26 protein-coding genes and 1 tRNA gene are annotated in these 26703 nt (G+C 64.1%); 13 read left to right on the top strand and 14 right to left on the bottom strand.

From position 1 onward, the window contains the following. Positions 1-226 precede the first annotated feature (226 nt). Both murA and cysS read right to left on the bottom strand, forming a co-directional pair. Entirely contained in the window at positions 227-1516 is a 1290-nt protein-coding gene (gene murA, locus J1C48_RS17425) for a UDP-N-acetylglucosamine 1-carboxyvinyltransferase (protein WP_207259284.1), read from the bottom strand. Positions 1517-1746: 230 nt separating this feature from the next. Next, complete coding sequence (cysS, locus tag J1C48_RS17420) at positions 1747-3210, bottom strand: cysteine--tRNA ligase (RefSeq protein ID WP_207259283.1); 1464 nt, start codon at positions 3208-3210, stop codon at positions 1747-1749. A gap of 467 nt (positions 3211-3677) precedes the next feature. On the opposite strand from cysS, the gene J1C48_RS17415 reads away from it, so the two are divergent. Then, a complete protein-coding gene (locus J1C48_RS17415; RefSeq protein WP_207259282.1) occupies positions 3678-3857 on the top strand; it encodes a hypothetical protein in 180 nt (59 codons plus the stop codon). A gap of 272 nt (positions 3858-4129) precedes the next feature. On the opposite strand, the gene J1C48_RS17410 is transcribed toward J1C48_RS17415, so the two are convergent. Next, complete coding sequence (locus J1C48_RS17410; protein WP_207259281.1) at positions 4130-4759, bottom strand: SOS response-associated peptidase; 630 nt, start codon at positions 4757-4759, stop codon at positions 4130-4132. A 76-nt stretch (positions 4760-4835) separates the two neighbouring features. Between J1C48_RS17410 and J1C48_RS17405 the strand changes: the two genes are divergently transcribed. The 4 genes from J1C48_RS17405 to J1C48_RS17390 all read left to right on the top strand — a co-directional run bounded on the left by J1C48_RS17405 (position 4836) and on the right by J1C48_RS17390 (position 7462). Continuing rightward, a complete protein-coding gene (locus tag J1C48_RS17405) occupies positions 4836-5252 on the top strand; it encodes an NUDIX hydrolase (RefSeq protein WP_207259280.1) in 417 nt (138 codons plus the stop codon). A gap of 263 nt (positions 5253-5515) precedes the next feature. After that, complete coding sequence (locus J1C48_RS17400; RefSeq protein WP_207259279.1) at positions 5516-5965, top strand: TIGR02301 family protein; 450 nt, start codon at positions 5516-5518, stop codon at positions 5963-5965. A gap of 101 nt (positions 5966-6066) precedes the next feature. After that, positions 6067-6327, top strand: a complete 261-nt coding sequence (locus J1C48_RS17395) for a hypothetical protein (protein ID WP_207259278.1) — start codon at positions 6067-6069, stop codon at positions 6325-6327. A 154-nt stretch (positions 6328-6481) separates the two neighbouring features. Then, positions 6482-7462, top strand: a complete 981-nt coding sequence (locus J1C48_RS17390) for a hypothetical protein (RefSeq protein ID WP_207259277.1) — start codon at positions 6482-6484, stop codon at positions 7460-7462. 244 nt (positions 7463-7706) lie between these two features. On the opposite strand, the gene J1C48_RS19200 is transcribed toward J1C48_RS17390, so the two are convergent. The 3 genes from J1C48_RS19200 to J1C48_RS17375 all read right to left on the bottom strand — a co-directional run bounded on the left by J1C48_RS19200 (position 7707) and on the right by J1C48_RS17375 (position 11598). After that, positions 7707-8975, bottom strand: a complete 1269-nt coding sequence (locus J1C48_RS19200; protein WP_207259276.1) for a diguanylate cyclase — start codon at positions 8973-8975, stop codon at positions 7707-7709. A 421-nt stretch (positions 8976-9396) separates the two neighbouring features. Then, complete coding sequence (locus J1C48_RS17380) at positions 9397-10788, bottom strand: 8-oxoguanine deaminase (protein ID WP_207259275.1); 1392 nt, start codon at positions 10786-10788, stop codon at positions 9397-9399. A 12-nt stretch (positions 10789-10800) separates the two neighbouring features. After that, the gene (locus J1C48_RS17375; protein WP_207259274.1) at positions 10801-11598 is read right to left on the bottom strand and encodes a creatininase family protein; all 798 of its coding nucleotides are present in this window, start codon (positions 11596-11598) and stop codon (positions 10801-10803) included. Between the two features lie 198 nt (positions 11599-11796). Here J1C48_RS17375 and J1C48_RS17370 point away from each other — a divergent pair, with 198 nt between their 5' ends. Continuing rightward, complete coding sequence (locus J1C48_RS17370; RefSeq protein ID WP_207259273.1) at positions 11797-12267, top strand: MarR family winged helix-turn-helix transcriptional regulator; 471 nt, start codon at positions 11797-11799, stop codon at positions 12265-12267. Positions 12268-12313: 46 nt separating this feature from the next. Here J1C48_RS17370 and J1C48_RS17365 read toward each other — a convergent pair whose 3' ends face one another. The 6 genes from J1C48_RS17365 to J1C48_RS17340 all read right to left on the bottom strand — a co-directional run bounded on the left by J1C48_RS17365 (position 12314) and on the right by J1C48_RS17340 (position 18825). After that, on the bottom strand, positions 12314-13765 hold the full coding sequence (locus J1C48_RS17365; RefSeq protein ID WP_207259272.1) for an aspartate aminotransferase family protein: 1452 nt from the start codon (positions 13763-13765) through the stop codon (positions 12314-12316). Positions 13766-13776: 11 nt separating this feature from the next. Next, a complete protein-coding gene (locus tag J1C48_RS17360; protein WP_207259271.1) occupies positions 13777-14790 on the bottom strand; it encodes an NAD-dependent epimerase/dehydratase family protein in 1014 nt (337 codons plus the stop codon). After that, positions 14787-15248, bottom strand: coding sequence for an EamA family transporter (locus tag J1C48_RS17355; RefSeq protein WP_207259270.1), 462 nt, complete (start codon positions 15246-15248; stop codon positions 14787-14789). Before J1C48_RS17355 ends, J1C48_RS17360 begins: the two co-directional genes overlap by 4 nt. Before the next feature lie 89 nt (positions 15249-15337). Next, positions 15338-16774: an FAD-binding oxidoreductase gene (locus J1C48_RS17350; RefSeq protein WP_207259269.1), complete on the bottom strand. Its 1437-nt coding sequence runs from the start codon at positions 16772-16774 to the stop codon at positions 15338-15340. After that, entirely contained in the window at positions 16767-18203 is a 1437-nt protein-coding gene (locus J1C48_RS17345) for a UbiA family prenyltransferase (RefSeq protein WP_207259268.1), read from the bottom strand. The genes J1C48_RS17350 and J1C48_RS17345 overlap by 8 nt, the downstream gene beginning before the upstream one ends. 274 nt (positions 18204-18477) lie before the next feature. Further along, a complete protein-coding gene (locus tag J1C48_RS17340; RefSeq protein ID WP_425523522.1) occupies positions 18478-18825 on the bottom strand; it encodes a hypothetical protein in 348 nt (115 codons plus the stop codon). Positions 18826-19037: 212 nt separating this feature from the next. Between J1C48_RS17340 and J1C48_RS17335 the strand changes: the two genes are divergently transcribed. Together J1C48_RS17335 and J1C48_RS17330 are read left to right on the top strand one after the other, a co-directional pair. After that, positions 19038-19112: transfer RNA gene (locus J1C48_RS17335), tRNA-Asn, on the top strand. A 122-nt stretch (positions 19113-19234) separates the two neighbouring features. Beyond that, positions 19235-20425 carry a BaiN/RdsA family NAD(P)/FAD-dependent oxidoreductase gene (locus J1C48_RS17330; RefSeq protein WP_255679446.1) on the top strand — a complete coding sequence of 397 codons (1191 nt, stop codon included), beginning with the start codon at positions 19235-19237 and terminating at the stop codon, positions 20423-20425. 437 nt (positions 20426-20862) lie between these two features. Here J1C48_RS17330 and J1C48_RS17325 read toward each other — a convergent pair whose 3' ends face one another. Further along, positions 20863-21384: a hypothetical protein gene (locus J1C48_RS17325; RefSeq protein ID WP_207259267.1), complete on the bottom strand. Its 522-nt coding sequence runs from the start codon at positions 21382-21384 to the stop codon at positions 20863-20865. Positions 21385-21889: 505 nt separating this feature from the next. Here J1C48_RS17325 and rpsF point away from each other — a divergent pair. From rpsF to J1C48_RS17300, 5 genes are all read left to right on the top strand, one after another. Continuing rightward, on the top strand, positions 21890-22339 hold the full coding sequence (rpsF, locus tag J1C48_RS17320) for a 30S ribosomal protein S6 (RefSeq protein ID WP_207259318.1): 450 nt from the start codon (positions 21890-21892) through the stop codon (positions 22337-22339). A 6-nt stretch (positions 22340-22345) separates the two neighbouring features. Further along, the gene (gene rpsR / locus J1C48_RS17315; protein ID WP_207259266.1) at positions 22346-22594 is read left to right on the top strand and encodes a 30S ribosomal protein S18; all 249 of its coding nucleotides are present in this window, start codon (positions 22346-22348) and stop codon (positions 22592-22594) included. 210 nt (positions 22595-22804) lie between these two features. Continuing rightward, entirely contained in the window at positions 22805-23773 is a 969-nt protein-coding gene (locus tag J1C48_RS17310) for a hypothetical protein (protein WP_207259265.1), read from the top strand. A 54-nt stretch (positions 23774-23827) separates the two neighbouring features. Further along, a complete protein-coding gene (rplI, locus tag J1C48_RS17305) occupies positions 23828-24436 on the top strand; it encodes a 50S ribosomal protein L9 (protein WP_207259264.1) in 609 nt (202 codons plus the stop codon). 354 nt (positions 24437-24790) lie between these two features. Beyond that, positions 24791-26080 (top strand): cyclopropane fatty acid synthase, encoded by a 1290-nt coding sequence (locus J1C48_RS17300; RefSeq protein ID WP_207259263.1) that lies wholly within the window; start codon positions 24791-24793, stop codon positions 26078-26080. Between the two features lie 239 nt (positions 26081-26319). Here J1C48_RS17300 and J1C48_RS17295 read toward each other — a convergent pair whose 3' ends face one another. Next, positions 26320-26664, bottom strand: a complete 345-nt coding sequence (locus J1C48_RS17295; protein WP_207259262.1) for a hypothetical protein — start codon at positions 26662-26664, stop codon at positions 26320-26322. Positions 26665-26703: the final 39 nt, after the last annotated feature.

Raw genomic sequence — 26703 nt, 5'->3', positions numbered from 1 at the left:
CCCCGTTTCGCCACAAGGATGGTCTCAAACGTCTTCGAAACGGCAGGCAGGCCGGTCGCAAGCCTCAAGCCTCCGTCCAGCCGCGATCCGCCCCTCGCTTCATCGCGCCATTCGCGCGATCAATCGGGAAACGCCCCTTAGATCGGCGCAATCGCCGCAAAATGCAAGTCGCCAGAGCGGCGCTCCACTGGCATTCGCACCGATGTTTCGCCGCAAGTAGGCCCGATCAGCCCGAGATTCGCTCGATCTCCGCACCGCAGCGCGAAAGCTTTTCCTCCAGCCGCTCGAAGCCGCGATCGAGATGGTAGACGCGGTTGACGACGGTGTCACCTTCGGCGGAAAGCCCGGCGATCACCAGCGACACCGAGGCGCGCAGATCCGTCGCCATCACCGGCGCGCCCTTCAGCCGCGTCACCCCCTCGATCCGCGCCACCTGACCGGACAGCTGGATGTTGGCGCCAAGCCGGGCGAGTTCCTGGACATGCATGAAACGGTTTTCGAAGATCGTCTCGGTGACGTGGGAGATGCCGTCGGCCCGGGTCATCAGCGCCATGAACTGGGCCTGCAGATCGGTCGGAAAGCCGGGAAACGGATCGGTGGTGACATCCACCGCCGCGATGCCGCCGCCATTGCGATAGACCCGGATACCGTCCTCGACGGGCATGACCGCCGCGCCGGACCGCGCCAGGGTTTCCACCGCCGTCGGCAGAAGGTCGGCGCGGGTTCCGGTCAGCGTCACGTCGCCGCCGGTCATGGCGACGGCCATGGCATAGGTGCCGGTCTCGATCCGATCGGGCAGCACACGGTGGCGCGCGCCGGACAGTGCGCGCACGCCCTCGATGCGGAGCGTCGAGGTGCCGGCGCCCTCAATCTTGGCGCCCATTGCCGTCAGGCAGACGGCCAAATCGACCACCTCCGGCTCGCGCGCGACGTTTTCGAGGACCGTCTCGCCCTTGGCGAGCGTCGCGGCCATCATCAAAACGTGGGTTGCCCCGACCGAAACCTTCGGCAGGCGAAAGCGATTGCCGACCAGCCCGCCCTTGGCGCTGGCCACCGCATAGCCGGACTCGATCTCGATCGTCGCGCCGAGCTCACGCAGACCCTCGATGAAGATGTCGACCGGCCGCGTGCCGATGGCGCACCCCCCCGGCAGCGACACCTTCGCCTCGTGCATGCGCGCCAGAAGCGGGCCGATCACCCAGAAGCTCGCCCGCATCTTGGAGACGAGTTCATAAGGCGCGGTGGTGTCGACGATGTTGCGGGCATTGAAATGGATGGTGCGGCCGATGCCGGCGTCCTGGCCGAAGCGCTTGCCAGCCACCGACATATCGACGCCGTGATTGCCGAGGATGCGGGTGAGCAGCTCGACATCGGCCAGATGCGGCACGTTTTCGAGCGTCAGGGTGTCGTCGGTCAGGAGCGAAGCGATCATCAGCGGCAGCGTCGCGTTCTTGGCGCCCGAAATCGGGATCACGCCGCTCAGTTCGTTGCCGCCGCGAATGCGAATGCGGTCCATGAATGCTCCTCTAGTGCCGGCTGCGCCGGCCGAAATGGTCGTCAAAGCCGGGCTAGCGCACCGCGAGGTTGCAGCTCGTCCCTGTTGTTCGGCAGGATAACCCGCCTTTGATGGGGCGTCTGAACGCCCCCTTGTCCCTTGGTGCCGTGTCTACACCAGCGACGGAAAGGTGACAAATCGGCAAAGGCCCGAGGCGGCCAGGCAGCGGGCAACCCTCATGCTGCCCCCCGTCATCTTAAGCGCTTCACCGCCCAGCGGGTGATCCGCTCGCCGCTTTCGGGGTCCTTGCCATCCGTCAGCACCACGCCCTTTTCGGCAAGTTCTTCGCGGATGCGATCGGCCTCGGCGAAGTTTTTGACGCGGATGAAGTCGAGCCGCGTCGCGATCGCCGCATCGATCGCCGCCGGATCCAGCGCAAGCGCGGCAGCGCTCGCCGATGACGCCTGCCAATCCGACAGATCGACACCGATGAGGTCCAGCGAGGCCTTGAGCGCCGCCGGATCGGATTTGCGCAAGGCGTGCAGCTCCGCCATCATCGCCGCGCTCGCCAGATCGTCGCTCAGCGCCGCAACGAAGGCCGCGCTCGGGGCACTCGCCTCGATCCCGGCCGCTGCCCGGGCAAAGCCCGCAAGAAGGTCGTCCGCCTCCTCGAGGCGCTTCACCGAAAAGTCGATCGGCTCGCGGTACTGGGTCATCAGCATGGCGAGCCGCAGCACCGGTCCGGGCCAGCGGCGGCCGCCGAAGACCTCGGTTTCGAGAAGTTGCTGGACGGTGAAGAAATTGCCTTCCGACTTCGACATCTTGCGGCCTTCGACCTGCAAAAAGCCGTTGTGCATCCAAACCTTGGCCATCTGGTCGGTGCCGTGGGCGCAGCAGGACTGGGCGATTTCGTTCTCGTGGTGCGGAAAGATCAGGTCGAGCCCGCCGCCATGGATGTCGAAGGTCTCGCCGAGATAGGCCGCACTCATCACCGAGCATTCGATGTGCCAGCCCGGCCGACCCCGGCCCCAGGGCGAGTCCCAGCCCGGCTCGGCCGGCGAGGACTGCTTCCACAGAACGAAATCGCCGGGGTTCTTCTTGTGGGCGTCGACGGCGACGCGCGCGCCGGCGCGCATGTCTTCCAGCTTGCGCCGGGAGAGCCCGCCATAATTGTCCATCGACGTCACGTCGAACAGCACCTCGCCGCCGGCTTCGTAAGCGTGGCCCTTGGCAATGAGCCTTGCGATCATCGTCACCATGTCGTGGCCGTCGGGATGGCCGGTGACAAAGTCGGTGGCGCGCGGCTGATGGGTCGGCGCGAGATTGCCGAGCGTCGCGACATCCGCCTCGAACTGCGCGGCGGTGCGCTCGGTCACCTTGCGGATCGCCTCGTTCAGCGGCAGCTCGGGATGGTCGCGCAGCGCCCGGGCGTTGATCTTGTCGTCGACGTCGGTGATGTTGCGCACATAGGTGACATGCTCGGCACCATAGAGGTGGCGCAGCAGGCGAAACAGCACGTCGAAGACGATCACCGGCCGGGCGTTGCCGATATGGGCGTAGTCATAGACGGTCGGGCCGCAGACATATATGCGAACCTGCCGCTCGCCTTCAGAAATGCCGCCTTCCGGGCCCCAGTCGAGCGGACGAAACGGCGCCTTCTCGCGCGTCATGGTGTTGAAGAGATGCAGGCCGCGAAAACCGTCGTCGCTCGTCATTTGATCGTCCTGTCGAGGCGTGGCGGACGGCCCCGCCCCCTTTCGTCCTATCGGTTCGCCGCCGACATACAGGATGTCGCAGGAGATGGCGATTCGGTGGTCGGAATTTGCGCGGGCGGGCGTCACATCGCGTCTGCGGGCGAACATCACCCCTCATCGCCAGCGCGGTCATAGAACCGTCATGGGCCGCGATTGCACCGGATCCCGAGGCCCCACGATTCGTGTCGCGCTGAAACACAAATTGCGCCCCGATCCGCGTTGGAACGAATTGCTTTCAAATCCCCGCGGTCCAGGAATTTCTTGCTTTTCCCACGGCTTTCGCTGTCACCCCGTAGACACGCCCCGGCAAACTCCGTGACTCGCCACGCAAACGGTCAAGGATGAATAAGGAAACGTCGTCAAACTAGCGTAATTCACCGGCTGAAAAGATCCGTCACCGGACGACGACACACCTTTGGACCAGGACGATGAAAGACAATCTGCAATTCCGCTCGAAGCGCGACCGAGACGCCGAAATCGATCTCGTACGCAACTACCGTGACATCGCCATTCCGGCGATTGCCGCCGCCAGCCAGGCCAGCCGCAAGATTGCTCGGGCCGAGGCAGTGGATCTGCGCAAGACGGACCGGTTGATCGCAGCCGAGTAAGCCGCCAGCGCCTCACACGGCATGGCATGTGAGGATCGGTCACGGTTCGCCGGCCGTGGCGTGGATAGGCGTCTCGCGCGGACCTCGGACCGGCCTCTGAAGCTCTTCTCAGCGCCTCCGTTCACGGCCAGACGCTGTTTTGCGGCCAGACGCTTGAGACATCAGCTGGAAGACCGAATGCGGCCGTCGGGCCTCGGATCGCATTCCAACGTTTTGATCGCGCAACCGCGCCGATCTGCCGCCGCGACGGCCTGACCGGCGCAGGCGCAATCTCACGCCGCCGTTAGAGTGAAGGCGGTCAGCGGCAGCGCCCGCATCAGGCCGGCGATTGCCGCCGGCTCATGGCTGCGACAGTCGAGCCAACGCGGATAATCATGCGGCGCAATCACCACCGGCAAACGGCTGAGCCGGCCGCGATCGACGGGCCAGGTCTCGGCCGTCAGGATCGCCGCCGTGTCGACCTCGCTGCCGTCCGGCGCCATATAGCTCTCCATCACCCCCGCCAGGGCGATCACCGCCTCCCCGTCGAGGCTGACGCGATGGGTCGGCCCGCCCTTGCCGCCGAGCTTGCGAAAGAAGGCGCTCGCCGGCACCAGGCAGCGGCGATGACGCAACGGCCCGCGAAAGGCGGCGTTCTCATGCGCCGTCTCGGCCTTGGCGTTGAACAGCGCCGGCAGCGGCCCTTCGGCCTTGAACCAGTTCGGAATCAAGCCCCACCGCACCAGTTGCGCCAGGCGTCCGGCCCGAGCGACCTCGAACCGCCCCTCGCGGCCGGCGAGCACCACCAGGATCGGGTGCGTCGGCAGGATCGCCGGGCGCGGCGGAAACGGATCGAGATCGCTGAGGGCGAAATGCGCCTTTACGGTCTCGGGCGATGCGGTGAGAGCGAAGCGGCCGGCCAATGACGATTCCCTTTGCGGCGATCGGCGAATCGGTCGACACCGAACGCTCCGACAAAGCGAGAAGGAGACGACACCGATGACGCAGCGCGCAAGGCCCGCCCTCGTCGTCTCCATCTGCGTCTTTGACGCCGAGCGTAGCCTGCTGGTGCGCCGCGGCAAAGCGCCCTTCGAAGGGATGTGGAGCCTGCCCGGCGGCGGTGTTGAATTCGGCGAGACCCTGGAATCGGCGGCCCGCCGCGAACTTTTCGAGGAAACCGGTCTGGCGATCGCGGCCCCGCGCTTTACCACCGTTCACGAGACGATCGGCGACAGCCTCCATGTGGTGATCGCCGTCTTTTCCGCCGCCCTCCCCGCCAACGCCGCGCCGAAAGCGGGCGACGATGCAGCCGCCGTCGGCCGCTTCACGCTGACAGACATCCGCGCCATGGAGGCCGCCGGTGAGACGACGCCAGGCCTTTCCGCCGTCGTCGCGCAGTGCCGCAACGAGCGGTGAAACCAGTCGCCCCGCTTAGTCGAAAGGCGGTCTGCGAAGGATCTGTTCGGGCGGAACCCGGACGCACTGCGAATCAAAGGGCGATTTTCGCGATGCACACGCATTTTTGAACACCCGGTCTCCCCTTGAAAAAGACGCGCCACGCCGGAGCGTTAACCGCCTGCATCGATCGTTGTTGCGACCGCGCCGCAGAAAGACGAAGAACGCCCGGCAAGCCCTCCTTTCGCTTGCCATAGGGTTAACGATCGGTGAAAGCTCGCCCCATGCGATCGCGTCGTTTCAGTCTGCCCGTCTTGACCATCCTCGCTGCTTTGGCCATTGCTCTGGCGGACCCGCGGCCGGTTCTTGCGCAAGATCAGGCAAGCGACGCGGCCAATGCCGAGGCGACCCAGCCGCCAGAGCCACCAGGCGAAGCACCGTTCATGCGGCCGCTCGGTCGCCTGGCGACGATTCTGGGTTCGGTGCACTTCCTGCGCAAGCTGTGCGGTGAGCCGGATGCAGATGTGTGGCGTACGGAAATGAGCGCGTTGATCGCGGCGCAGGCTCCTCGCGAGGCCGACAAGCGGCAGTTGATAGCCAGCTTCAACAATGGCTATCGCAGCTTCGCGGCGACCTATCGCAGCTGCACCAAGGCGGCCCGGGTCGCGGTTGATCGTTACCGCCGGGAAGGCGCGGCCCTGGCACGTGAGATCGGGTCCAGGTACGGGGCTTAACGTTTGATTAACGATCTGCGGCGTTTCGCCCGTCGAATCGTTCTGAACATGATAGGTCTTAACGAGTGGTGAAACCGGGGACCGAAATTTTAGAGGGTGACATGATCGATCTACACAGCGCCGAACTGGAGGAAATGATCCAGGCGGAAAAGAAGCAGGTGGCCCTCGAATATCACAACGAGGCCTGGGCGGACGGCATGTCCGACGGCATCGAAACCGAGATCCTGGCCGAGACGGCGATCACCACCGCCCTGACCGAGCTGGTCCGCCTGCATGGCGAGGACGACGTGCTGTCACTGATGGAAACGCTGCGCCAGCGTCTGGAATACGGCGAGTTCCGCCCCGACCGCACGATCCAGTAGCGCGGCCAACACAGCAATCCGGAGGCGCAGTTTTCAGACGCGCGACCGCTCGTTCCCGCCGCCGACAGATCAGCATGAAAGGGGCGAGGCCCGACCACCCACCGAAGCATAGCCATCAGCAAAGGCCTCTGAGACGATGCGTCGTTCGACGAACTTGCCCATCCTTTTCGTCTGCCTCGGTTTCTGTTTCGTCGTCGCGAGCCAAGCCTTCGCCTTTTCGCAGTTCGAAAATGACGACGACAGCTATCATGGCAGTGGTGGCATCGTCGCGGTGCCGTTGCCGCCCTTGCCGGGATCTGAAAAGGATCGCCAAGGCCCCAATCTGCCCTCAGATCAGACAAAGCAAAGCGCCCCTGACAAGGCGCCGAATGGCGCCAAGCCGCCAAGCGCGAACACACCCTCCGTGCCGGAGTCGGAAGGCACCGACGAAGGCGAGGTTCCGCTGTCGCCCGAGGATGAGAACGCCCGCGACGGCAAGATCTATACCCCGCCGCCGGCAAATGGCGCGGCCCGGCCGGAAAATGGTGGTGGTGCGACGGCACCGCTCACCCCACCGCATTCGACCGACGGCCGCGGCGCCGCCAATCAGCCGCCCGTCTTGCCAGGCGGCGACGCAGACCGGCCCCCGGCCGCCTCCGGCACGGCCGGGAGATCGGCGCTGCCCCTCGACTCGGACATCAGCCACGACCCCGCCAAGCTGCCGGCCCCGGTCCGTGAGATGCGGGAAAAGCTGCTGGCCGCCGCCCGCAGTGGCGACATCGGCGAGCTGCGCCCCTTCCTCCGCCCCGGCCCGGACGGCACGCTGTTGACCTTCGCCAACACGCCGGCCGATCCGATCGCCTTTCTCAAGCGCGCATCCGGCGACGGCCAAGGGCTCGAAACCCTCGCCATCATGATCGACGTCCTGAATGCCGGCTATGCGCGTGTGGAGCCGAATGGCGACGACGAGATCTATGTCTGGCCGTATTTCACCCAACTCGATCTCAACAAACTGACCAAGCCGCAGCTGGTCGAGCTGTTTCAAATCGTCACCGCCAACGACTACCAGGCGATGCTCGAATTCGGCGCCTATAATTTCTACCGGATCGGGATCACCCCGGACGGCGATCTGCAATTCTTCGTCGCCGGCGACTGAGCCACGCAGCCGCCTCGGTCGCATTCTGGCCCCCCGCCCTCTTTCCGACGCGGAGCCCCGAGCCTGGGCAAGTCCTGGGCGTTGCCCGCCCCTCACTCCCGATGCGCCGGACGCTCGGAACCTTTAACGTCCAGGATCGAGCTTGTCGGTTTTGCGTCCGACAGGACAACCCGTGACGCTCTCCGTCATGGACGTGACACATCGCGCTTAGTCGAAAATCGATCCCGATTTTCGGGCTGATACGTCAGCGCGAGCGCTCCAGATCCATGGGCGTGCGAGCCACGCTCCCTGAGCGGCGCAGCGTCACCTCCCGTCCGCCCAAGCTATCCTCGCCGTCGAACGCCAACGCGACGCGACCGCGACCGGCATGCTTGGCCCGATAGAGCGCGACATCGGCCGCGGCGATCACCGCATGTGGCGAGGTTTGGGTCGAGGCGGGAACAAACGCCAAACCGGCGCTGATCGTCACCCGGCTGACATTGTCCGGCCGCGCGTCATGAGCGATCGCGAGCGCGAAGATCGCATTGACCAGGTCGTTCGCCCGCTGAAATGCCACCGCCTCGCTGGCCGTCTTGAACAGGATGACAAACTCCTCGCCGCCATAGCGCACCACCAGATCCTCACCCTGGCGGGTCACCCGCCGCAAGGCCGCGCCGATCCGGCGCAGACAGGTGTCGCCGGCCAGATGGCCGTAATGGTCGTTAAAGGCCTTGAAGTGATCGACATCAGCGAGCACCACGGCAAAGCTCTTGGTGCCGCTTCGCGCCTCCTCCAGCCAGCCCGGCAGAGCGTCGTCGAGGCAGCGGCGATTGCCGAGGTCGGTCAGAACGTCGGTCATCGACAATTCGGCGAGACTTTGGCGCGCGACCTCCAGCTGCCGCGAGCGCTCGATCTCGCGCAGATTCGTTAAATATGCCTCGCGCAGGCTCTTCTGCAGCAGCCAGCTGCTCAAGACCAGAAACAGCGAGGCGATTGTCAGCTGCAGGGACAGGCCGAGCCGGAGTTCGTAGCTGAGATCGGGCCGGAGCCAAACAGCGTATTCTCCGCCCGAACATGCCAGCAAGATGAGCAGAGTCGCGGCCGGAAATCGCAGCTGCAGCACGACCACCCCAAAGACCACCGTCAGAAGGTAGTCGACGAAAGTAATGGCCACATCGTTGACCGGGCCGGACCAGAACATCACCAGCGGAATGGTGCAGGCCCCAATCATGATGGCCAACATCAGCGTCTCGCGCATCCTCGAGGCGAGCTTCGGCACCGCCAAATAGGCAGCCAGGGCAAACCCCGTCATCAACAGCCGTAGAAATATCGACTCCGTCGCCAGAAGCGGGAACACCAAGAAACTGATGAGATCGTAGCTGTTGTAGCACAGGATGCCCATCAGCATGCTCAGGCGGAGATGGCGGACCCGGCCGAAGCAGGTGTCCGCCTCGTACCGCCGTCCCAACGCGGGCGAAAAATCGAGTAACGGACCAAGGCGCTCGATCTCAACGTCGATATGGGCTGATCCCACGGGGTTTTGCGCCTTACGAAACACAGCAATCCGTCGCAACGTTTTGACTGAGGCCAAGGTATCGCAACAGTTGTTACAAATCACCGAAGACGTCCAGCAAAAACTGATCCCACCGAAAGAACAACATTACTAAAATATTAGCGTCTCCATTATTGCATGCAATGGAAGCGATTGCCCTCTAGGCAATAATATCGCAACGTTAGTTTTTGATCGAAAGCGGTCACATCCGCGTCGAGGCAGGATACATCGGAGGGGCGGAATCATCATGACTCCAAGCAGCGTCCGGCACGCGGCGCCATGCACGGCGCCAAGGCCCGGCGCCAAGATTCCTTGCACCGCAGATGACGCCGTCCGCCCACCCCGATCGCCTCTGCTGGTCACGCGCCGCGGGCCGGGGTTGGCTCATCGCAAACGCAAAGCCTCAGGCAAAACGCGCGGCCGCGCGTCCATGGTCAGCGCGCAACGCCGCGAGATCGATGCCGAGCGGGACGCCGTCGACGACCCGCCATCGCCCCGCGACCATCACCCGATCGGCGGTCTGCGCCCCGCACAGGATCAGAGCGGCGACCGGGTCATGGGCGCCGGAAAAGCGCAAGTCATCGAGGGTAAAAAGCGCCAGATCGGCCCGGGCGCCAACCGCGATCCGGCCGAGTTCCGGCCGACCGAGGCAGGCGGCCGATCCGGTTGTCGCGAGCTCGATCGCGTCGCGGACACCGAATGCGGCAGCCGAGCGGTAATGCAGCCGCTGCAACAGCAAGGCGCTGCGCAATTCGGCGATCATGTTCGAGCCGTCGTTCGAGGCCGAGCCGTCGACGCCGAGGCCAACCGGGGCGCCGGCCGCGCGCAGCTCGCGCACCTTGCAAAAACCCGAGGCGAGTACAGCGTTGGACGACGGGCAATGGCAGACGCCGACCTGGTGCCGGCCGAGCCGACGGCATTCATCGGTGGTGAAATGGATGCCATGGGCGAGCCAGGTGCGCGGTCCGAGCCAGCCCAGTTCCTCCAGATAGTCGAGCGGCCGGCAGCCGAAGGTCTCGGCGCAAAAGGCATTCTCGTCTTCGGTCTCGCCCAGATGGGTGTGCAGGCGGCAATCATGTTTCTCCGACAACGCCGCAGTCTCGCGCATCAAGAGTTTGGTCACCGAAAACGGCGAGCACGGCGCCAGCGCGATCTGGACCATCGCGTCCGGCGACCGGTCGTGGTAGCGTGAAATCAGCCGCTCGCTGTCGGCCAGGATCGTGTCGGCATCCTGAACGACATGATCGGGCGGCAGGCCGCCATCCTTTTGCGACAGGTCCATCGAGCCGCGGGTGAGTGTCACCCGGATGCCGAGGGCCTGTGCCTCGGCCACCTCGATATCGATCGCATCGTCGAGCCCGGCCGGAAACAGATAGTGATGGTCGGCGGCGGTGGCGCAGCCGGACATCAGCAGCTCGACCAGAGACAGCCGGGCGGCGAGCCGCATCGCCTCCGGATCCAAGCGGCTCCAGATCGGATAGAGCGCCCGCAACCAGGAGAACAGACCCCTGTCGATCGCCGCCGGATGCGCCCGCGTCAGCGTCTGGTAGAAATGATGATGGGTGTTGATCAGCCCCGGCAGCACGACATGGCGCGAGGCGTCGAACGGCGCGTCGAAAGGCGAGACCGGCGCCTTGCCGGCGGCGACCGTCTCGGTGATTTTCCCATCCTCGACCACCACCCCGCCGCCGGCGTCCTCAGCCAGGATCGCCAGCGGATTTTTCAGCCACAATCGGCCGGACCTTTCGGCCTGCCAAGGCACCGACGGCGCCTTGTCGCGAACCGGATCGACCATCCCATTCTCCTCTCAGGCGAGCGACCCCAGATCGAACGCCAGGACATCCTCCAAAAAACTCAGGAAAGCGTCAGCCTGATGGGCTGCGATCGCCGCGCCGATCGCCGGGGTGGCGAGCGTCGCATCGCCGACGACCCCTTGCGGGTTGAGATCGTTTGCCATCCAGCCGAAACCGAGCCGGCCATGGGCGCGCAAATGGGTGTGCTTGTCTTCCAGTCTCGCCTGCAGCGTCTCAAACCGGGCGATCCGCTCGGTCCGCACGAGACGGGGATAAAAATGCAGCATCAGCGCGGTCTCGACGGCGCCGCCGTGAATGCCGTGATCAATCTCTTGTTGCGGCAACACGCCCTCCGGATAGCCGAAGCGCAACCACGAACAGATCCCCACGAGCAGCCCTCGCCGCCGGCGCAGCTCCAGCGCCACCGTGTCCATTGCCGGCGTGTTACCGCCATGGGAATTGACGATGACGAGCCGGCGAAAGCCGGCATCGGCAAGCCCCTCGCCGATCGCGATCAGCGCCGCGGCGAGCGTTTGAGTGTCGAGACTGAGCGTGCCGGGAAACGCCGTGTGCTCGCTCGATTGACCGATTCGAAAGGTCGGCAGAAAGGTCGCTGCCACCGCGTCCGGCAGTTTGGCGATGACGGATTCGACCATGGCGTCGGCGAGATAGGCGTCGGTGCCAAGCGGCAAATGCGGCCCGTGCTGTTCGATCGCCGCGATCGGCAGAACCGCCACGGCCGCGGTGATATCAGGCGCCAGCGCCGCCAACTCGACGCTCGACATCTCCTCAAAACGGCGGCGTAGCGCCATGGCACGAATCCTTTGCAACCCTGCATCCATCGCGGCTTCCCGCGATTATGGCTCTTGCTCTCCCGCTCGGGCATCTCAAATACCGCTTCGTCCCGATCGCGGCAGCCCACGGCGGACTTTTCTTCCCGCATAAACCAAACTTTACAAGCCGGCCGTCTAACGCCCATTCTGCAGCCATTGCAGAAGACGAGAGAATAAATGCCCCGAAAGCGCAAGAAGGGACTGGTGACAGGCCATCTGGTTCTCGCCGCCCGACACGCCCGCACGGCCCTGCTGCACGATCTCGGCACGGCGGAGATTTATCCCGGACAGGACAGCGTTCTGGTCGTCATCGGCAAGAATGACGGCATCACCCTGCGCGATCTGGCGGAAAAACTGGCGGTGCGGCCGCCGACGGTCACCAAGACGATCGCCCGCCTGACCACCCAAGGACTGGTTGAAAAGCGCGTTTCGGAAACCGACCTGCGGCAGAGCCGGGCGTTTTTGACGGTTGAGGGCGCAGCCATCGTCGAGCGCGTCCAAAATGCACAGAAGAGCCTGGAGCGGCGGGCGCTCGCGGGCTTCACAGAACGCGAGCGCAAAGCCTTTCGCCGCTATCTGATCCGCCTCCAGACCAATCTCGCCGCACTCGATGCGGACGAGATCGGTGCGCCAGGCGCCAACGACTGACGCATCCACCCTTAACCCAGGGGCGGCGGTCAGCCGATCAAGCCGATCAGCCGAGCTGTGATTTGACGAAATCCTTGACGATCGACACGATACCGCGCGCCAGCAGCGCGTCGAGTGCGTCGCAAAACTCGTCGACATGGCTCTCGCCACAGATCAGCGGCGGCTCGAGGCGAATGACGTTGCGATTATACTCGGTGAAGGCGACGAGAACGTTGTAGTCCTTCAAAAGCAGCGCGCCGATAAAGCCCGACAACGAGCCCTTCAGCTTGTCGTCGAGGACCGCCACCATCGGCCGCAGCGCCAGCGGCAAGGTGCGGGAAAAATCCTGGAACTCCAGCCCGATCATCAGCCCCTGCCCCCGCACCTCCTTGATGATCTGCGGATATTTCGCCTGGATCGCCTGCAGCCGCGCCAACAGATAGGCCCCCGTCTCGGCCGAATTGCCGATCAGATCCTCATCATAGAGAACGTTCAGGCCCTCGATCGCCGTCACGCAGGCCTCGCCGATGCCGCCGAAGGTCGCCTGGGCGTGGATCATCGCCGTCTTCGGCGTGCCATAGGCCTTCATATAAACATCGCGCGTGGCGATCATCGCGCCGACCGCCGCCTTGCCGGCGCCGAGCGATTTGGCGAGAGCGGTGACGTCGGGCACCACGCCGTGATGCTCGAAGGCGTAGAACTTGCCGGTGCGCCCGTAGCCGCACTGCACCTCGTCGGCGACCCACAACACGTTGTGGCGGTCGCAAAGCGCGCGCAAGCCCTGCCAGTAGGCCGTCGGCGCGCCGATGATGCCGCCGCCGCCCTGCACCGTCTCCAGCACCACGACGCCGACGTCGCTGTCGTTCTCGATCACCCGCTTCAGCGCCTCGAGATCGCCGAACGGCACCTTGTAGCGATTGCCGACAAGCTGGAAGTCGCCTTGATAAAGCGGTGAATCCGTCAGCGACAGAACGCCCTTCGACTTGCCGTGGAACGAGTTCTCGGCATGGACGATCTTACACGCCTTCCGTCCCGAAGCGCGCTCGGCGACCTTGATCGCCGCTTCCATCGCTTCCGAACCGGTCGAACCCAAAAACACCATGTCGAGCGCGCCCGGCGAGCATGCCGCCAGATTCTTGGCGAGCGCGGCGGCATATTGCGAGAGAAAGGCGATCGCGATCTCGTGCCGTCTCTCTTCCTGGAATCGCTCCCGCGCCGCCAGCACCCGCGGATGGTTGTGGCCGTGGGCGAGCGAGCCGAAGCCGCCAAAGAAATCGAGGATCCTCCGGCCGGTCTGGTCGGTGTAATACATGCCCTCGGCGCGCTCGATCTTCACCTTGTGGAAGCCGAGCAGCTTCATGAAGTGGAACTGGCCGGGATTGATGTGATCCTTGAAGAGATCGGCCATGGTCTCCACCGACATCGCCTTGGCGTCATCGACGGACAAGAGCGCCGGCTTGGCGGAGCCACGGCGCGAGGGAGTCGGATCGGCGGCAACGAAGGAGGGGCGGTCGAGCATGGTCATCTCCTTCACTCAGCCGGCTGGGGATGATGCGAGACGGGACCGGCCTTGCCGGACAGCTTGTTGCGATATTCGTTATAGGCTGCGATCAGCATGTCCTCGTCGCGATACTGCGGCACCCAGCCGAGCTGGCGCTCGCCTTTGGACACGTCGAGGACACACATCTCGTCGGCGATCAGATACTGTTCGGGGTCCATCAGCGGCATATTGAGCCGGTCGAGCAGATCGAGCGTGCGCTTCACCGCAAAGCCGGGTGTCGGCACCAGGATCGACTTCGAGCCGGCGTGGCGGATGAGGTCGCCGAGCAGCTTTTTGACCGGCGGAGGATTGAGCGAGCCGAGATTATAAGCCTCGTTCGGAACCCCGGCCTTCCAGGCCAAGCGCGCCGCCTCGGCGCAGTCGAAGACCGAGATGAACTGATAGGGATTCTTGCCCGAGCCGATCATCGGAACCGGCAGATTGTTGTCGATCAGCTTGAACAGCTTCTCCAGGATGCCGAGCCGCCCCGGGCCGATGATCAGGCGCGGGCGAAACAGTGCAATCTTCATGCCCCGGTCCCGCCAGGTGGCAGCCAAAACCTCGGTGTCGAGCTTCGACTGACCGTATTCGCCGAGCGGCGCGACCGGATGCTCTTCGGTCATCGGGTGAGTTACCGTGTGGCCGTAGATCATGTCGGTGGTGAAGTGGACGAGAGTCCGCGCCCCGGCATCGTCCATCGCATGGATGATGTTTTCGGTGCCGAAATAGTTGACCGGGTAGAAGAAGTCGCGGCGCTTTGCCCGCACCTGGATCGGCGACAGCATCTTGGCCGACAGATTGTAGACCATGTCGTCCGGCGCGATCGGCACGGCCGCGACGGCGGCCTTGTCGGTGACGTCACAGGCGATAAAGCGGGCCTGGCCGTAATGCGGCAGGTCGCTCTTGACGATATCGACGACGACCACCTCTTCACCGTCGGCGACGAGCTTTTGCGCAAGGTGGCGACCGACGAAGCCGTCACCACCGAAAAGAACGTGTTTCATCGTGAAATCTCTTGAGTTGTAGAAACCGACGCTTCCTTTTGGGCAACGCCGGCGTCCAGCTTGGCGCCGTCATGCGCACGAGCGGAAGCGCCGCTCTGGGCGATGAAGAAGGTGCCGCCGCAAATCAGCGCGATGCCGATGATGCGCATCACGTTCACCTCTTCGCGGAAGATAAAATAGGCAAATATCGCCACCGCCACATAGGCGAGCGACAGAAACGGATAGGCGAAAGACAGATCCACCTTCGACAGGACGTAAAGATGCGAAGCCATCGAGATGACGAAGGTGAATAGCCCGATAAACACCCAGGGACTGAACACGACCTGCAGGATCTTCACGATCGGATTGACGCCCGCGAAGGTCAAAGGACCGAGCTGCATGATGCCGTATTTCAGCATGATCTGCGCCGCAGCATTGGTCAACACCGTGAACAAGATAAACGGTATGTATTTGGTCATCGGCCCGATCTTTAGGTTCAATCCGCGATGGCGCCAGCCCCGTTGCCATCAGTGATAGCCGGTCGCTCTCTGCGATGCGTTAAATGGCGTCAGCTTGCACGACGTTTGGGAAGCATTCCACTCGCCATGGTAAAAGAACGGCTTTGTTGAGCATTCACATTCTCGACATCGCCCGGATAGTCCTGCGAGGAATTCAGGATCGCCATCGCCGTCCGACGCCAGAAATCTGACATCATCGCCGGATCGCGCAACGTCTCAAGCTTCCGCCACTGCGGGAAACCTGCCGCAAAGGTCGCGGCCGACATGCGCGCGTCCTTGTAGGGGTTTACCGCGCCGCCCGCTTCCACGGTGATCCGATCAAGCTCGCCGAGCAAGGCCAATGTCGCCGCGCCGCGATGGGGAAAGTCGAGGGTCAGCGTATAACCGGGTCGCGGAAAGCTCATGAGGCCCGGACTTGCGAGCGCGCCGAACCGCTTCAAGACGGTCAGGAACGAGCCGTGCCGATGGCGTTGCGCCGTGGTGATCAACGCCCGCACCACCGCTTCGGCATCGCCGGCCGGGATGACGCTTTGGTGCTGATGCAAACCCTTCGCTCCATAGAGCCGGTTCCAGGCGCCAATCCGATCGAGCGGATAGAAGAAGCCCGCAAACGGCACGACGCGGCTGTGGGTGCCGGCCTTGATCTTGCGGAAATAGACCTCGTTGAAGAGCTTCAGAAACGGCCCGGTCAGTGGGCTGATCGGCGGCGTGAAGGGCACGCTCGCCAGCCGGCCGCGAGGCGCCCCGCCGCGCTCGCCGTTCGGCGCGTGATCACCGGTGATGAGATGGCCGCGGCCAAGCTGCCGCCCGCTCGCCAGGGAGTCGATCCAGGCGACGGCGTATTCATGATGCGCATCGGCCTCATCGGCGATGGCGAAATAGTCCGCCAGCCGGTCAAAGCGGGCGGTGGTCTCGACGATCGACAGCGACGGCACCGCGATCAGCCGGATCGTCGCCTGGCAGATCAAACCGGTCAGCCCCATGCCGGCGATGGTCGCGGCAAAGAGATCGGCGTTTTCCTCAGCCGACAGCGTCAAGCGGCCGCGATCGGAGCGCTGCAGCTCGATCGCCTCCACCCAGCGGCCGAAGGTGCCGCGCAGATGATGGTTCTTGCCGTGGACGTCATTGGCGATCGCCCCGCCGAGGGTGACGAACTGGGTGCCGGGCGTGACCGGCAGGAACCAGCCATAGGGCGCGACCGCCTCGGTGATTTCCGCAAGCAGCACGCCGGCTTCGGCGGTCAGACAGCCGGTCGCGGGATCAAAATCGAGGATTTTCGGCGCCATCGCCCGCCGGGCGTCGAGCAGGACGCCGGCGTCGTTGTGGCAGCTGTCGCCATAGGACCGACCGTTGCCGAAGGGCAGATAGCCGGCTGCCCCGCGTTCGGCCATCGCCCGCCAATTGGCCGCCGCGGCCGGCGTTGCCGCGCGCTCGATCGGCCGCAGCCGGCCCCAGCTTTGATGCGCTTCACCGCCCGCCTTACGCATAGGCGGCCAAAAGGAACATCACCGCGCCGATCGCGATCATCATCTGGCTGCGCCAATCCTGCAGGATGAACACCACCGGATCGTCATGCATCTGATTGCGCCGGGCCAACACCCAGATCCGCACGATGATGTAGAGCAGGATCGGACAGAGCGGCCAAACCAGCCAAGGCGTCTTGTAATGCGCCGCGACCGCCGGGCTGTTGATGTAAAGCGCCAGCACCATCACCGCCGCAAAGCCCGAGGCCATGCCGGCCTGGGAAAGCGTTTCCAGATCGGCGTCGACATAGCCGCGCCCGGTCTTGGAGCGCTCGGCGCCCATGCCGAAATCCATCAGCTCGGTGTAGCGCTTCACCAGCGCCAGTGACAGGAAGAAGAACAGCGAGAAAGCCAGCAGCCAGAACGACACGCTGACATTGGTCGCCTCCACCCCGGCGATGATCCGGGTCGTATAGAGGCCGGCGAGCGTCAGCACGTCGATCAACAGCATCCGCTTGATCACCAGCGAATAGGCAGAGGTGGCGACGAGATAGCCGGCGAGCACCAAGAGGAAGGTCGCCGGCAGCAGCAGCCCGATCAGCGCCGCCGTGCCGAGCAGCCCGGCGGCAAGCGCCACCCCTTGGGGAATCGCCAAGGCGCCGCTGGCGAAAGGCCGATGGCGCTTGGTCTTATGCTTGCGATCGGCGGTCAGGTCGAGCAGATCGTTGAGGATGTAGACCGACGAGGCGGCGAAGGAAAAGGCGAGACAGGCCAGCAGCGCCTGGGTGATCATCAAGACGTTCAAGAATTCGTGACTCAGGATCAACGGCACGAAGACGAGGACGTTCTTGGCCCATTGATGCGGGCGCATCGCCTTCAGCGCCGCGCGGTGCGGCCGCTCGCCGGCCTCGATCAGCTCGGCTCCGACGCGCTGTTGCCAGCGCCGCGCGGTGCGGTCAGGCGCGACCACCGTCGCCTCGGCGGCGCCGTCGAGCAGGCAGACATCCTCATGGGAGTTGCCGTAATAGTCGAAGCCCTCCGCGCCGCAATCGGCGCTGATCCGCTCCAGCTTGCGATGGGCCGTCAGATTGACCGCATCGCAGGAGGCCATCACCTCGTCGAACAGGCCAAGGTGATCAGCCACCGCCCGGGCAAGCCGCTCGTTCGCGCCGGTGGCAAGGATGATCCGCCGGCCGTTGGCCTTGGCCTCCTCGAGCGCGGCGATCACCTCCGCGCGATAGGGAAGCAGCGCCGGATCGAGATCCGCCGTCTTGGCGAGCTCGGCCTTCAGCCGCGCCTTGCCGGCGGCGAGCCAGCCCGGCAGCCCGAGCAGTGCCAGCGGCTTCTGGCGCGCCGTCAGGAACAGGCTTTCCCACAACAGGTCGCTTTTGATGAGCGTGCCGTCGAGATCCACGTAGATCGGGCGATCTTGCTGGCCAACACAGGCGTCCAAGGGTCTGGCCTCCTCCGCCGAACTTACGTTGCGGCTGTCACGGTCTTTGGAGAAACTCTCGTTGCGGAGGGTTTCGATGCCGTTGAAATGGTCGTTAGGAAAGGTCGACGCGGCTCAAAAACTGGCCCCTTGGCAAACAGACCGTGAAGATTTTCAATCGAAGGCGGAAAGACTATCAACTTCGCGTGGCCACGAACAGATCACCTGCGTCAGGTCTTGGGTGCCCCCTCAATCCCGATCGCAGATCCGGTGCGCATCCGCCATCGGCGAGCCTTCAAGACCGTCCTGCGTCTTTTGCGCCGCCGACCCCGGTGTTCTGGCGCCGCGCCCGGCGCGTTCGCCACCAGCGCACCAGCGTCACCTCGGCGCGCCGCCGCCGTCGCCGGACCGCCGGCGAATCGACCGACAGCACCATGAGACCGACCGGGATCATCCAGAAGCCGAGAACCGGCAGAAAACCCAGCAGGCCGCCGATGATCAGGGCAATGCCGAGCGCCACCCGCCAGCGCCGCGAGCCGGGCAACGGCACATCGCGGCCGAACATTTTGACTCGCGCCGGCCGGGGCGCGTTCTCGCCCAGGGCCTCGGCCCGCGGGGGCGCCTCATCTGATCCCTGCCTCATTCCCCGCTCCCGTAGCCAGCTCCCGTGTCCCGCCGTTTCGAGCCGCGCAAATGGGGCGCGCGGTGCCGGCTTGCAATGGACGGGCGCCGTGTCGCCACGCTGTCAGGCGACCGGTTGTCATCAGCCGGTTCGATGGCGAAACGTTTTTTGTGCACGAGGCTTGGCAAAAGGGGAAAGGCTTTGCTATAGGCCTCGCCAACGCAAAGGCGTCTTCCCCGGTAGCTCAGTGGTAGAGCACTCGACTGTTAATCGATCGGTCGCTGGTTCGAATCCGGCCCGGGGAGCCAGTTTTAAAAGGTAAGGGCTTGAAATCACCACGGTTTCGAGCCCTTGCTTTTTGGGCAAAGCGCCATGGCACCGGCGCCCCGATCGATCCGCCCCGCCCGAAGCCGAGCCCGAGCGAAAAGTTTTGAGCCCAACGCCCCAGACGTTCGACGCAATCATCCTCGGCGCTGGCGGCGCCGGGCTGATGGCGGCTGCGGCGGCCGGGAACGCCGGCGCCAAGGTGCTTGTCCTCGACCACGCAAGCGAAGCCGGCAAGAAGATCCTGATTTCCGGCGGCGGACGCTGCAACTTTACCAATCTCAACATCGCGCCGGACTGCTATCTTTCGGACAACCCGCATTTCGTGAAATCGGCCCTCAGCCGCTACACCCAGTGGGACTTTCTCAGCCTCGTCGAGAGCCACGGCATTGCCTGGCACGAAAAGACCCTCGGCCAGCTGTTTTGCGACGAATCGGCCCGGCAGATTGTTCAAATGCTGCTCGACGAATGCCGGCGCGGCGGTGTAACCATCGGTCTATCGACGCCGATTGGGGAGATCGCCCATCGCGACGGCCGGTTTCAAGTCGCCGGCGCCACCGCCCCGCGCCTTGTCATCGCCACCGGCGGCCCGTCGATCCCGAAAATGGGCGCCACCGGCCGGGCCTATGCGATCGCCGCGCAGTTCGGCCTGACGGTGATCAAACCGCGCCCGGCTTTGGTCCCGCTGACGCTCGGCGGCGAAGAGCGCCTCTTCAATGAGATCGCAGGCGTCGCCTGCCCGGTCGAGGCGCGCGCTGGGCAGGCCCGCTTCAACGAGGCGGCGCTGTTCACCCATAAGGGGCTCTCCGGCCCGGCGATCCTGCAGATCTCCTCCTACTGGTCGCCCGGCGAGCCGATCAGCCTCTGCCTCTGCGCCGCCGCCAGCGATGCCCTCATCGAGGCCAAGCGCCGCATGCCCCGCGCCCATCTCAAAGCCGCCCTTTCCGAGCTTCTTCCCAACCGCCTCGCCGATGCCCTCGCCGCCCGTATCGGCCTGGCCGCCCCGCTCGGCGACCTGCCCCATGCCGAACTCGAGCGCGCGGCGGCGATGTTGTCGGACCTCACCCTCCATCCAACCGGCACCGAAGGTTTTGCCAAGGCCGAAGTCACCGCCGGCGGCATCGCCACCGAGGCCTTGTCCTCCAAGACGATGGAGGCCCGAAGCATCCCCGGCCTTTACGCCATCGGCGAAGCCGTCGACGTCACCGGCTGGCTCGGCGGCTACAATTTCCAATGGGCCTGGTCCTCAGGCGCCGCCGCCGGCAAAGCGATCGCCGAAGCGGTCCGCGCGGGTTGAAATCGGCAGCGCCGCGCCACCCGCACGATGCCGGCGAGGACGCGCCTCTGCCATTGAAGAGCGGGCGATCAAAACCACCGCAACCCTTCGTCATCCCAAAGCGTTATGGCATCACGATAAGACGTGAGGAGATCAGGATGATCAGGAGTATTTTGAAAGCTTTGTTTGTCGGCTGGGTCGCCAAGAAGTTTCTGGAGCGTGACCGGGACGAGCGCCCCGCCCCGCAGCCGCGCCGGGTCTGACGAGAGACACAATGCCAAAGGCGGCCAGCCTGTCACGGCCGGCCGGCCGCCGCTGACGCTCGGGTGGTCTGCATTCGGGCGCTGCAGGGCCTAAAGCATCGGCGAGACAATCGGAATCGATTTTCGGCAAAGCACGATGCGTCGATTCCAAGGGTTCGAGCGACCTTTCTGCGTCCGATAGGACGTAAGGGCGCTCTAAGCCAGGTTGCGCCCGGATTTCGGGCAGCTCGGCTTGGCGCCAACATACCAGCCTCGCGCGGTCCAGTTGCGCCCGGCGCGAATATCGTCCGCCGAGGCAATCGCCACAAAGCGCGGTCCAACGGTGTAAAAGTCGAAGCAATTGGCGCCCCGCTGTGCGACGACGAAGCAGCCGCCATTCAACGCCGCACTTTGGTAGAAGGTGCAAAACGTCGCTCGGCGCACGCTCCAATCGCCAGACCATTCGCCCTGCGCGTCGCGATAGGACAGCGTGCCATTCGAGGTATAGGACTCCGACCAGTGCCGGGCATCGGCGTAGACGCCTTCGAGATGCTTGCCGGCAAAGGCCGCCGCCAGGGCGTGATCGTCAAGGGTATTGGCGATCAGCCCGTCGAGCCCCTCGGTCGCACCGTCCGCAGGCCCGGCAAGCACCACGCAAAGGGCCAACGACACGGCCATGAACACGGCGCCGGCCCAATCGGCGATCGACGCGAGACCTGCTGTCGTTCGGTGCGCCATGGACAACCGTCTCTTTCCGATCCGCCTCCACCGACCGCGATTGTGCCGCAGAATTCCAACCACCGCCAGATGATCGGTGCTGCGGATGCGCGTCAATCTTTAACGGTTGACGAAGCCTTCGCGCCGCGCCGCGAAGGCTTGCATGCTGGACCACGATCGAGACCTGTGAGTGAATGCACCACGCCAAGTCGAGATCGTCATCCTCGCGTCGCCGCGGCAAGTCACGCGGCACCGGCAATGCCGCAATCCGTCACCGGGCTTGCATTTTTTCGTCACACAGGCTATCCGCCCCGCTGTCAAAGCCCGGTTTCAGCTGGGGGCTGAACGGAAGGCTGCCGGTTCGCCGGCTTCATGGCGCGAAAATGTCGCCTGCTTCCCGTGTCTCCGCTCTCGACCGCTCTCCATGCCGCCTTTCCGATCCGGCCGTCCGGCCACCTTGGGAAGTCGCAGAGGCTTAGCCGCTGGATCGGGCTCAACACGGACGAAACGGAAAGGCGTCAAGCTTATGGCTCTCTACGAGCACGTATTTCTTTCGCGCCAGGACATCTCGAACCAGCAGGTGGATCAGCTGGTGGAGACGTTCCGGGGCATTCTCGAAAACAATGGCGGCAAAATCGTCAAGGTCGAGAATTGGGGCCTGAAGACCCTCGCATACCGCATTAAGAAGAACCGCAAGGCGTATTACACCCTGCTCAATATCGACGCCCCCTCCGAGGCCGTCGACGAGCTGGAGCGTCTGATGCGCTTCAATGAGGATGTTCTTCGCTACATGACCATCCGCGTCGAGGAGCACGAAGACGGCGCCTCCGCGATGATGCAGAAGCGCGACGACCGTCCGCGTCGCGGCGGCGACCGTGGTGAGCGCGGCGAACGTGGCGATCGCGGCGATCGCGGCCCGCGTCGCGATCGCGACGATGATCGTCCCCGCCGTCCCCGCGAGCAGGATTCGGAGTAAGGTTTCATGGTCGATATCGCACAGCTTCCCACCCGGCGCCCGTTCCACCGCCGCCGCAAGTCCGATCCGTTCTCCGGCTCTGATTCGCCGAAGATCGACTACAAGGACATTCGCCTGTTGCAGCGCTACATCTCGGAGCGCGGTAAAATCGTGCCGTCGCGCATCACGGCGGTGTCGCAGAAGAACCAACGTGCGCTGGCTCGCGCCATCAAGCGCGCCCGTTTCCTCGGCCTTCTGCCTTACGTGATCAAGTAAGGGCGAGCCGGTTTTAGGCCGGATCCCGATAAGAGAGATGTCCGGCAAGGCCGGCGCTCTCCCCTGCCTCTGGCACGTCGCGCCCGGACCAAATCTTCGGCGCGGCTTGCCGCTATGACCAAACGGCCGCCGGCGCTTTTTTGAAAGACCGGCCTGCCGAGTTGGGGCGATTTGCCTCTAACTGCGAATTTGCAGGACAGCGACCGGACGATGACCCCTTCCAAGCTCCTCATAGCCATAGCAGCGGGCGCAGCGAGCGCCCTGCTGTTTGCCGGTGTCGTGCTGCAGTCGGGTTCCGCCGTCACCTTGGCGCTCGCCGCCCCGATCCCGATCTTCATCGCCAGCCTCGGCTGGGGTAGCCTTGCCGGCGGCCTTGCCGCCGTGATCGCCGCGGTTGTCGTCGGCGCGATTTCCGGCGCCGTCTCCGGCGGCATCTTGATGTTCGCCGCCATCGCCCTGCCGGCGGCGATCGCCGGCCATCTCGCCGGTCTCGCCAAGCCGGCTCCGGAGCTGGAGGCGGCCGCTTCACGGCCTTTCCCGTCGAGGGCCGGCAACACACAGCCGACGCTGATCTGGTTCCCGGTCGAGCATATTCTCTTCGCCATCGCGCTGATGGCCACCCTCGCCTGCCTCGGTCTCGGCTGGTATTTCGGCTACGACATCGCGGCGCTGAAACCCGAGATCGTCGCGGCGTTGCGCCAGGGCGACAGTAGCAGCCAGATCAGCGGGCTGGAACTTGATGCCGTCGCCGGCCTGCTTTTGTCGCTGGTGCCATTGGTGCAGCCGGCAGTGCTAACCCTGACCCTCGCCGTCGGCCTTTATCTCGCCGCTTGGATTACCCGGATTTCCGACCGCCTGCAGCGCCCGCGCGACGACCTGCCGACGGCGGTGCATCTGCCACCGGTGGCGCTCGTGCTGTTTGCCGGCGCGCTCGCGGCGAGCTTCGTCGGCGGCACAGTCGAACTCGTCGCGCTCGTCGTCTGCGGTGCCTTCGGCATGGCGTTCACGCTGGTTGGTCTCGCCCGGCTGCATGCCCGCACCCGCGGGCGGTCCAATCGCGGCCTGCTGCTTTTTGTCGCCTATGCGGCGATCGTCATCCTCTCCTTTCCGCTCATCGTCTTCACCGCCTTCGGCATCTACGACACGCTGCAGCGGATGCGCCCTTCTCCCCCGGCCTGATCCGGCCGTCGAGACCTTTGAATTGAAAAACCGCAAGCAAAAGGACTAAAAGCCATGGAAGTCATTCTTCTTGAACGCATCGCCAAGCTCGGCCAGATGGGCGAAACCGTGAGGGTTCGCGACGGCTATGCCCGCAACTATCTCCTGCCGACGGGCCGCGCGCTTCGCGCCAACGACGCCAACCGCACCCGTTTCGAAGCCCAGAAGGCCCAGTTGATCCAGCGCAACGAAGAGCGCAAGGCCGAAGCCAGCGGCGTCGCCGAGACGCTGAACGGCCGCGCCTTCATCGTCGTGCGCTCGGCTGGCGAAACCGGCCAGCTCTACGGTTCGGTATCGACCCGCGACATCGCCGAGATTCTGGCCAATGAGGGCTACAAGGTCGGCCGCAACCAGGTCGAACTGAACCAACCGATCAAGACCATCGGCCTGCACAGCGTCTCGATCAGCCTCCATCCGGAGGTCGTCGTCGAGATCCAGCTCAACATCGCCCGTTCGCCCGACGAGGCCGAGCGCCAGTCGCGCGGCGAAGATCTGAGCTCGGCCGATGCGATCTACGGCACCGACGAACCCGACTATGCTCAGGCTGACGAGGAAGACCTCGAGGGCGATGAAGCGGACGCGGATGAGGCCGCCGCGGACGAAACCGACGAAACCGCCGCCTGAAAATAGCCGGCAAGTGCCATTTCGGTGTCGAAATTAAGGGCGCCATGCAAATGGGCCCCTTTTCTTATGCTCTGAAGCTCTTAGGATTCAATTTGCACAGTTGAATGAGCAACGAGTACCCGGCGGCTATCGTATGCCGCCGCGGTCTCTGGGGTATCGGAAGATTTTCTCGACGCATCGCGTTCGGGACGGTTGGGATCGAAGCGAGCGACGGGTCGAGGCCAAACCGCCCGGCTCGTCGTCTCATATGATCACCAACGTTCTCGATTGCGAATGAAACGGGGACTCAAAAAACGAGCTACCGTCGAGACGAGCGTTCGATACGCCAACGGCTTATGCCAGGAGATCGGCGCAATGAATCGCATTTTGAAATACTATCTCGATCAATTGATCCAATTCGGCGACTTCACCGTCATCGATGCGGACGGCAACGCCCACAACTGGGGCGACGGCACCGGCACGCCGGTGACGGTCCACTTCAGGACCAAGGCGGCGGAACGGGCGGTGGCGTTGAATCCGAGCCTGAAATTCGGCGAAGTCTACATGAACGGCGACGCCAACGTCGTCGAAGGCAGCATCTACGACGTGCTGGCCTTGGTTTTCCAGAACGCCGGCAACTACGCCACGAGCCGAGCCTGGATGCGGGCGATCGAGCGGGTGCGCTACGCCGCCCGTTACATCATCCAGAACAACACGCTGAAGCGGGCCCGCTCCAACGTCCAACGCCACTACGACCTATCCGGCGCACTTTACGACCTGTTTCTCGACGAGGACCGGCAATATTCCTGCGCCTATTTCGAACGCCCGGATGTGACGCTCGAAGAGGCCCAGCTCGCCAAAAAGCGGCACATCGCGGCCAAACTGCGGTTCGACAGGGAGAAGCTGAAAACCCTCGACATCGGATGCGGCTGGGGCGGCATGGGCCTTTATCTCGCCGGTCACCTCGATGCCGACGTCATCGGGGTGACACTCTCCGACGAGCAGCTCACGATCGCCAAGCAGCGCGCCGCCGACGCCGGACTCGCCGATAAGGCAGAGTTCCGCCTGCAGGACTATCGCGACACCAAGGAACGCTTCGACCGTATCGTGTCGGTCGGCATGTTCGAGCATGTCGGCATCGGCTATTATGACCAATTCTTCTCCCACTGCGCCAAGGCGCTGAAGAACGACGGCGTGATGCTGCTGCATACGATCGGCCGCTACGATCCCCCCGGCAACACCAACGCCTTCATCCAGAAATACATCTTCCCCGGCGGCTATATTCCGGCCTTGTCGGAAGTGATGGCGGCGGCTCAGCGCAGCGGCCTGATCGTCAACGACGTCGAGATCCTGCGCATCCATTACGCCGAAACGATCAAGCACTGGCGCGAACGCTTCCGCGCCCATCGTGAAGAGGCCAAGGCGCTCTACGACGAGCGTTTCTGCCGGATGTGGGAGTTCTATCTCGCGGCATCGGAATCGGCGTTCCGCTGGCAGGATCTGGTGGTCTTCCAGCTGCAGTTCACCAAGAGCCTCGACACGCTGCCGATCACCCGCGGCTATATGCAAGCCGAGGAGGACAGGCTGCGCCGCGTCGAAAAGACGGGGGCGTCGGGCATGACGTCGAGGATCGCCGACATCCGCGACTGCGAAGCCGCCGAATGATCCCGACCGCTGACGCGGTCGCTCGAACCGGCAAAGGCGGCGGCGATTTTTCAATCACCACCGCCTGCGGTCTGATCGCCGATTCCGACGCGGCGTTCGAGCACGCTCAGCCGAAGCAAAGGCCGACTTTTACGTCTCAAATTGCTTTGAAATAAGCGCGTTTTCCCGTTTCACGACGCAAAGCACGCAGGCAGCGCGGAGTGGCATCAGCGCGGCCCGCGTTTTGCCCGCGTCCTCGATCAGCCGAACAGTTCCAGATCACCGTCGTCATTGACGGGCTCAGCGACGGGCTCGTTGCGATGCAAGCGACGTTTGAGGTCGCCCAGCCGAATCCCGTCCAGCGCTTCGCCGATGGTAATCTGCCAGTCCTCGTCCGTTTCGCGGCCGACCGCGAGGACGAAATGCGACAAATTTTCGAGCATCTGCGTCGTGTGGTCGATCTTCTGAACGGCCCGGATGTAATTCGGATCGCGCCCCAGATGGTCATGACAGACGAGTTCGTGCATCTCCTCGGAGGTGGTAGCGAGATCCCGCAGTTCTTCGGCGAGGATTTGCAGAAGGCTGGTGAGGGGAAGGGTCGTCATGGTCGAGCTCGATTCATCCGATCTATCAACTTTGCGAAG

Origin of the sequence: Jiella flava, from assembly GCF_017349315.1 — a bacterium.
GTDB classification, from domain to species: Bacteria; Pseudomonadota; Alphaproteobacteria; order Rhizobiales; family Rhizobiaceae; genus Jiella; species Jiella flava.
The sequence above is the reverse complement of the archived record's forward strand: the minus strand, read 5'-3'. Positions and strand labels throughout refer to the sequence as shown.

Bases quoted from the DNA above. Each gene is read 5' to 3' on its own strand.
- murA (WP_207259284.1), bottom strand. From the start codon at position 1,516: ATGGACCGCATTCGCATTCGCGGCGGCAACGAACTGAGCGGCGTGATC.
- J1C48_RS17380 (WP_207259275.1), bottom strand. From the start codon at position 10,788: ATGGTCGATCCGGTTCGCGACAAGGCGCCGTCGGTGCCTTGGCAGGCC.
- rplI (WP_207259264.1), top strand. From the start codon at position 23,828: ATGGAAGTCATTCTTCTTGAACGCATCGCCAAGCTCGGCCAGATGGGC.
- J1C48_RS17375 (WP_207259274.1), bottom strand. From the start codon at position 11,598: ATGGCGCTACGCCGCCGTTTTGAGGAGATGTCGAGCGTCGAGTTGGCG.
- J1C48_RS17295 (WP_207259262.1), bottom strand. From the start codon at position 26,664: ATGACGACCCTTCCCCTCACCAGCCTTCTGCAAATCCTCGCCGAAGAA.
- rpsF (WP_207259318.1), top strand. From the start codon at position 21,890: ATGGCTCTCTACGAGCACGTATTTCTTTCGCGCCAGGACATCTCGAAC.
- J1C48_RS17405 (WP_207259280.1), top strand. From the start codon at position 4,836: ATGACGCAGCGCGCAAGGCCCGCCCTCGTCGTCTCCATCTGCGTCTTT.
- J1C48_RS17360 (WP_207259271.1), bottom strand. From the start codon at position 14,790: ATGAAACACGTTCTTTTCGGTGGTGACGGCTTCGTCGGTCGCCACCTT.
- J1C48_RS17395 (WP_207259278.1), top strand. From the start codon at position 6,067: ATGATCGATCTACACAGCGCCGAACTGGAGGAAATGATCCAGGCGGAA.
- J1C48_RS17350 (WP_207259269.1), bottom strand. From the start codon at position 16,774: ATGCGTAAGGCGGGCGGTGAAGCGCATCAAAGCTGGGGCCGGCTGCGG.
- J1C48_RS17325 (WP_207259267.1), bottom strand. From the start codon at position 21,384: ATGGCGCACCGAACGACAGCAGGTCTCGCGTCGATCGCCGATTGGGCC.
- J1C48_RS17415 (WP_207259282.1), top strand. From the start codon at position 3,678: ATGAAAGACAATCTGCAATTCCGCTCGAAGCGCGACCGAGACGCCGAA.
- J1C48_RS17365 (WP_207259272.1), bottom strand. From the start codon at position 13,765: ATGCTCGACCGCCCCTCCTTCGTTGCCGCCGATCCGACTCCCTCGCGC.
- cysS (WP_207259283.1), bottom strand. From the start codon at position 3,210: ATGACGAGCGACGACGGTTTTCGCGGCCTGCATCTCTTCAACACCATG.
- J1C48_RS17370 (WP_207259273.1), top strand. From the start codon at position 11,797: ATGCCCCGAAAGCGCAAGAAGGGACTGGTGACAGGCCATCTGGTTCTC.
- J1C48_RS17300 (WP_207259263.1), top strand. From the start codon at position 24,791: ATGAATCGCATTTTGAAATACTATCTCGATCAATTGATCCAATTCGGC.
- J1C48_RS17310 (WP_207259265.1), top strand. From the start codon at position 22,805: ATGACCCCTTCCAAGCTCCTCATAGCCATAGCAGCGGGCGCAGCGAGC.
- J1C48_RS17400 (WP_207259279.1), top strand. From the start codon at position 5,516: ATGCGATCGCGTCGTTTCAGTCTGCCCGTCTTGACCATCCTCGCTGCT.
- J1C48_RS17340 (WP_425523522.1), bottom strand. From the start codon at position 18,825: ATGAGGCAGGGATCAGATGAGGCGCCCCCGCGGGCCGAGGCCCTGGGC.
- J1C48_RS17355 (WP_207259270.1), bottom strand. From the start codon at position 15,248: ATGACCAAATACATACCGTTTATCTTGTTCACGGTGTTGACCAATGCT.
- rpsR (WP_207259266.1), top strand. From the start codon at position 22,346: ATGGTCGATATCGCACAGCTTCCCACCCGGCGCCCGTTCCACCGCCGC.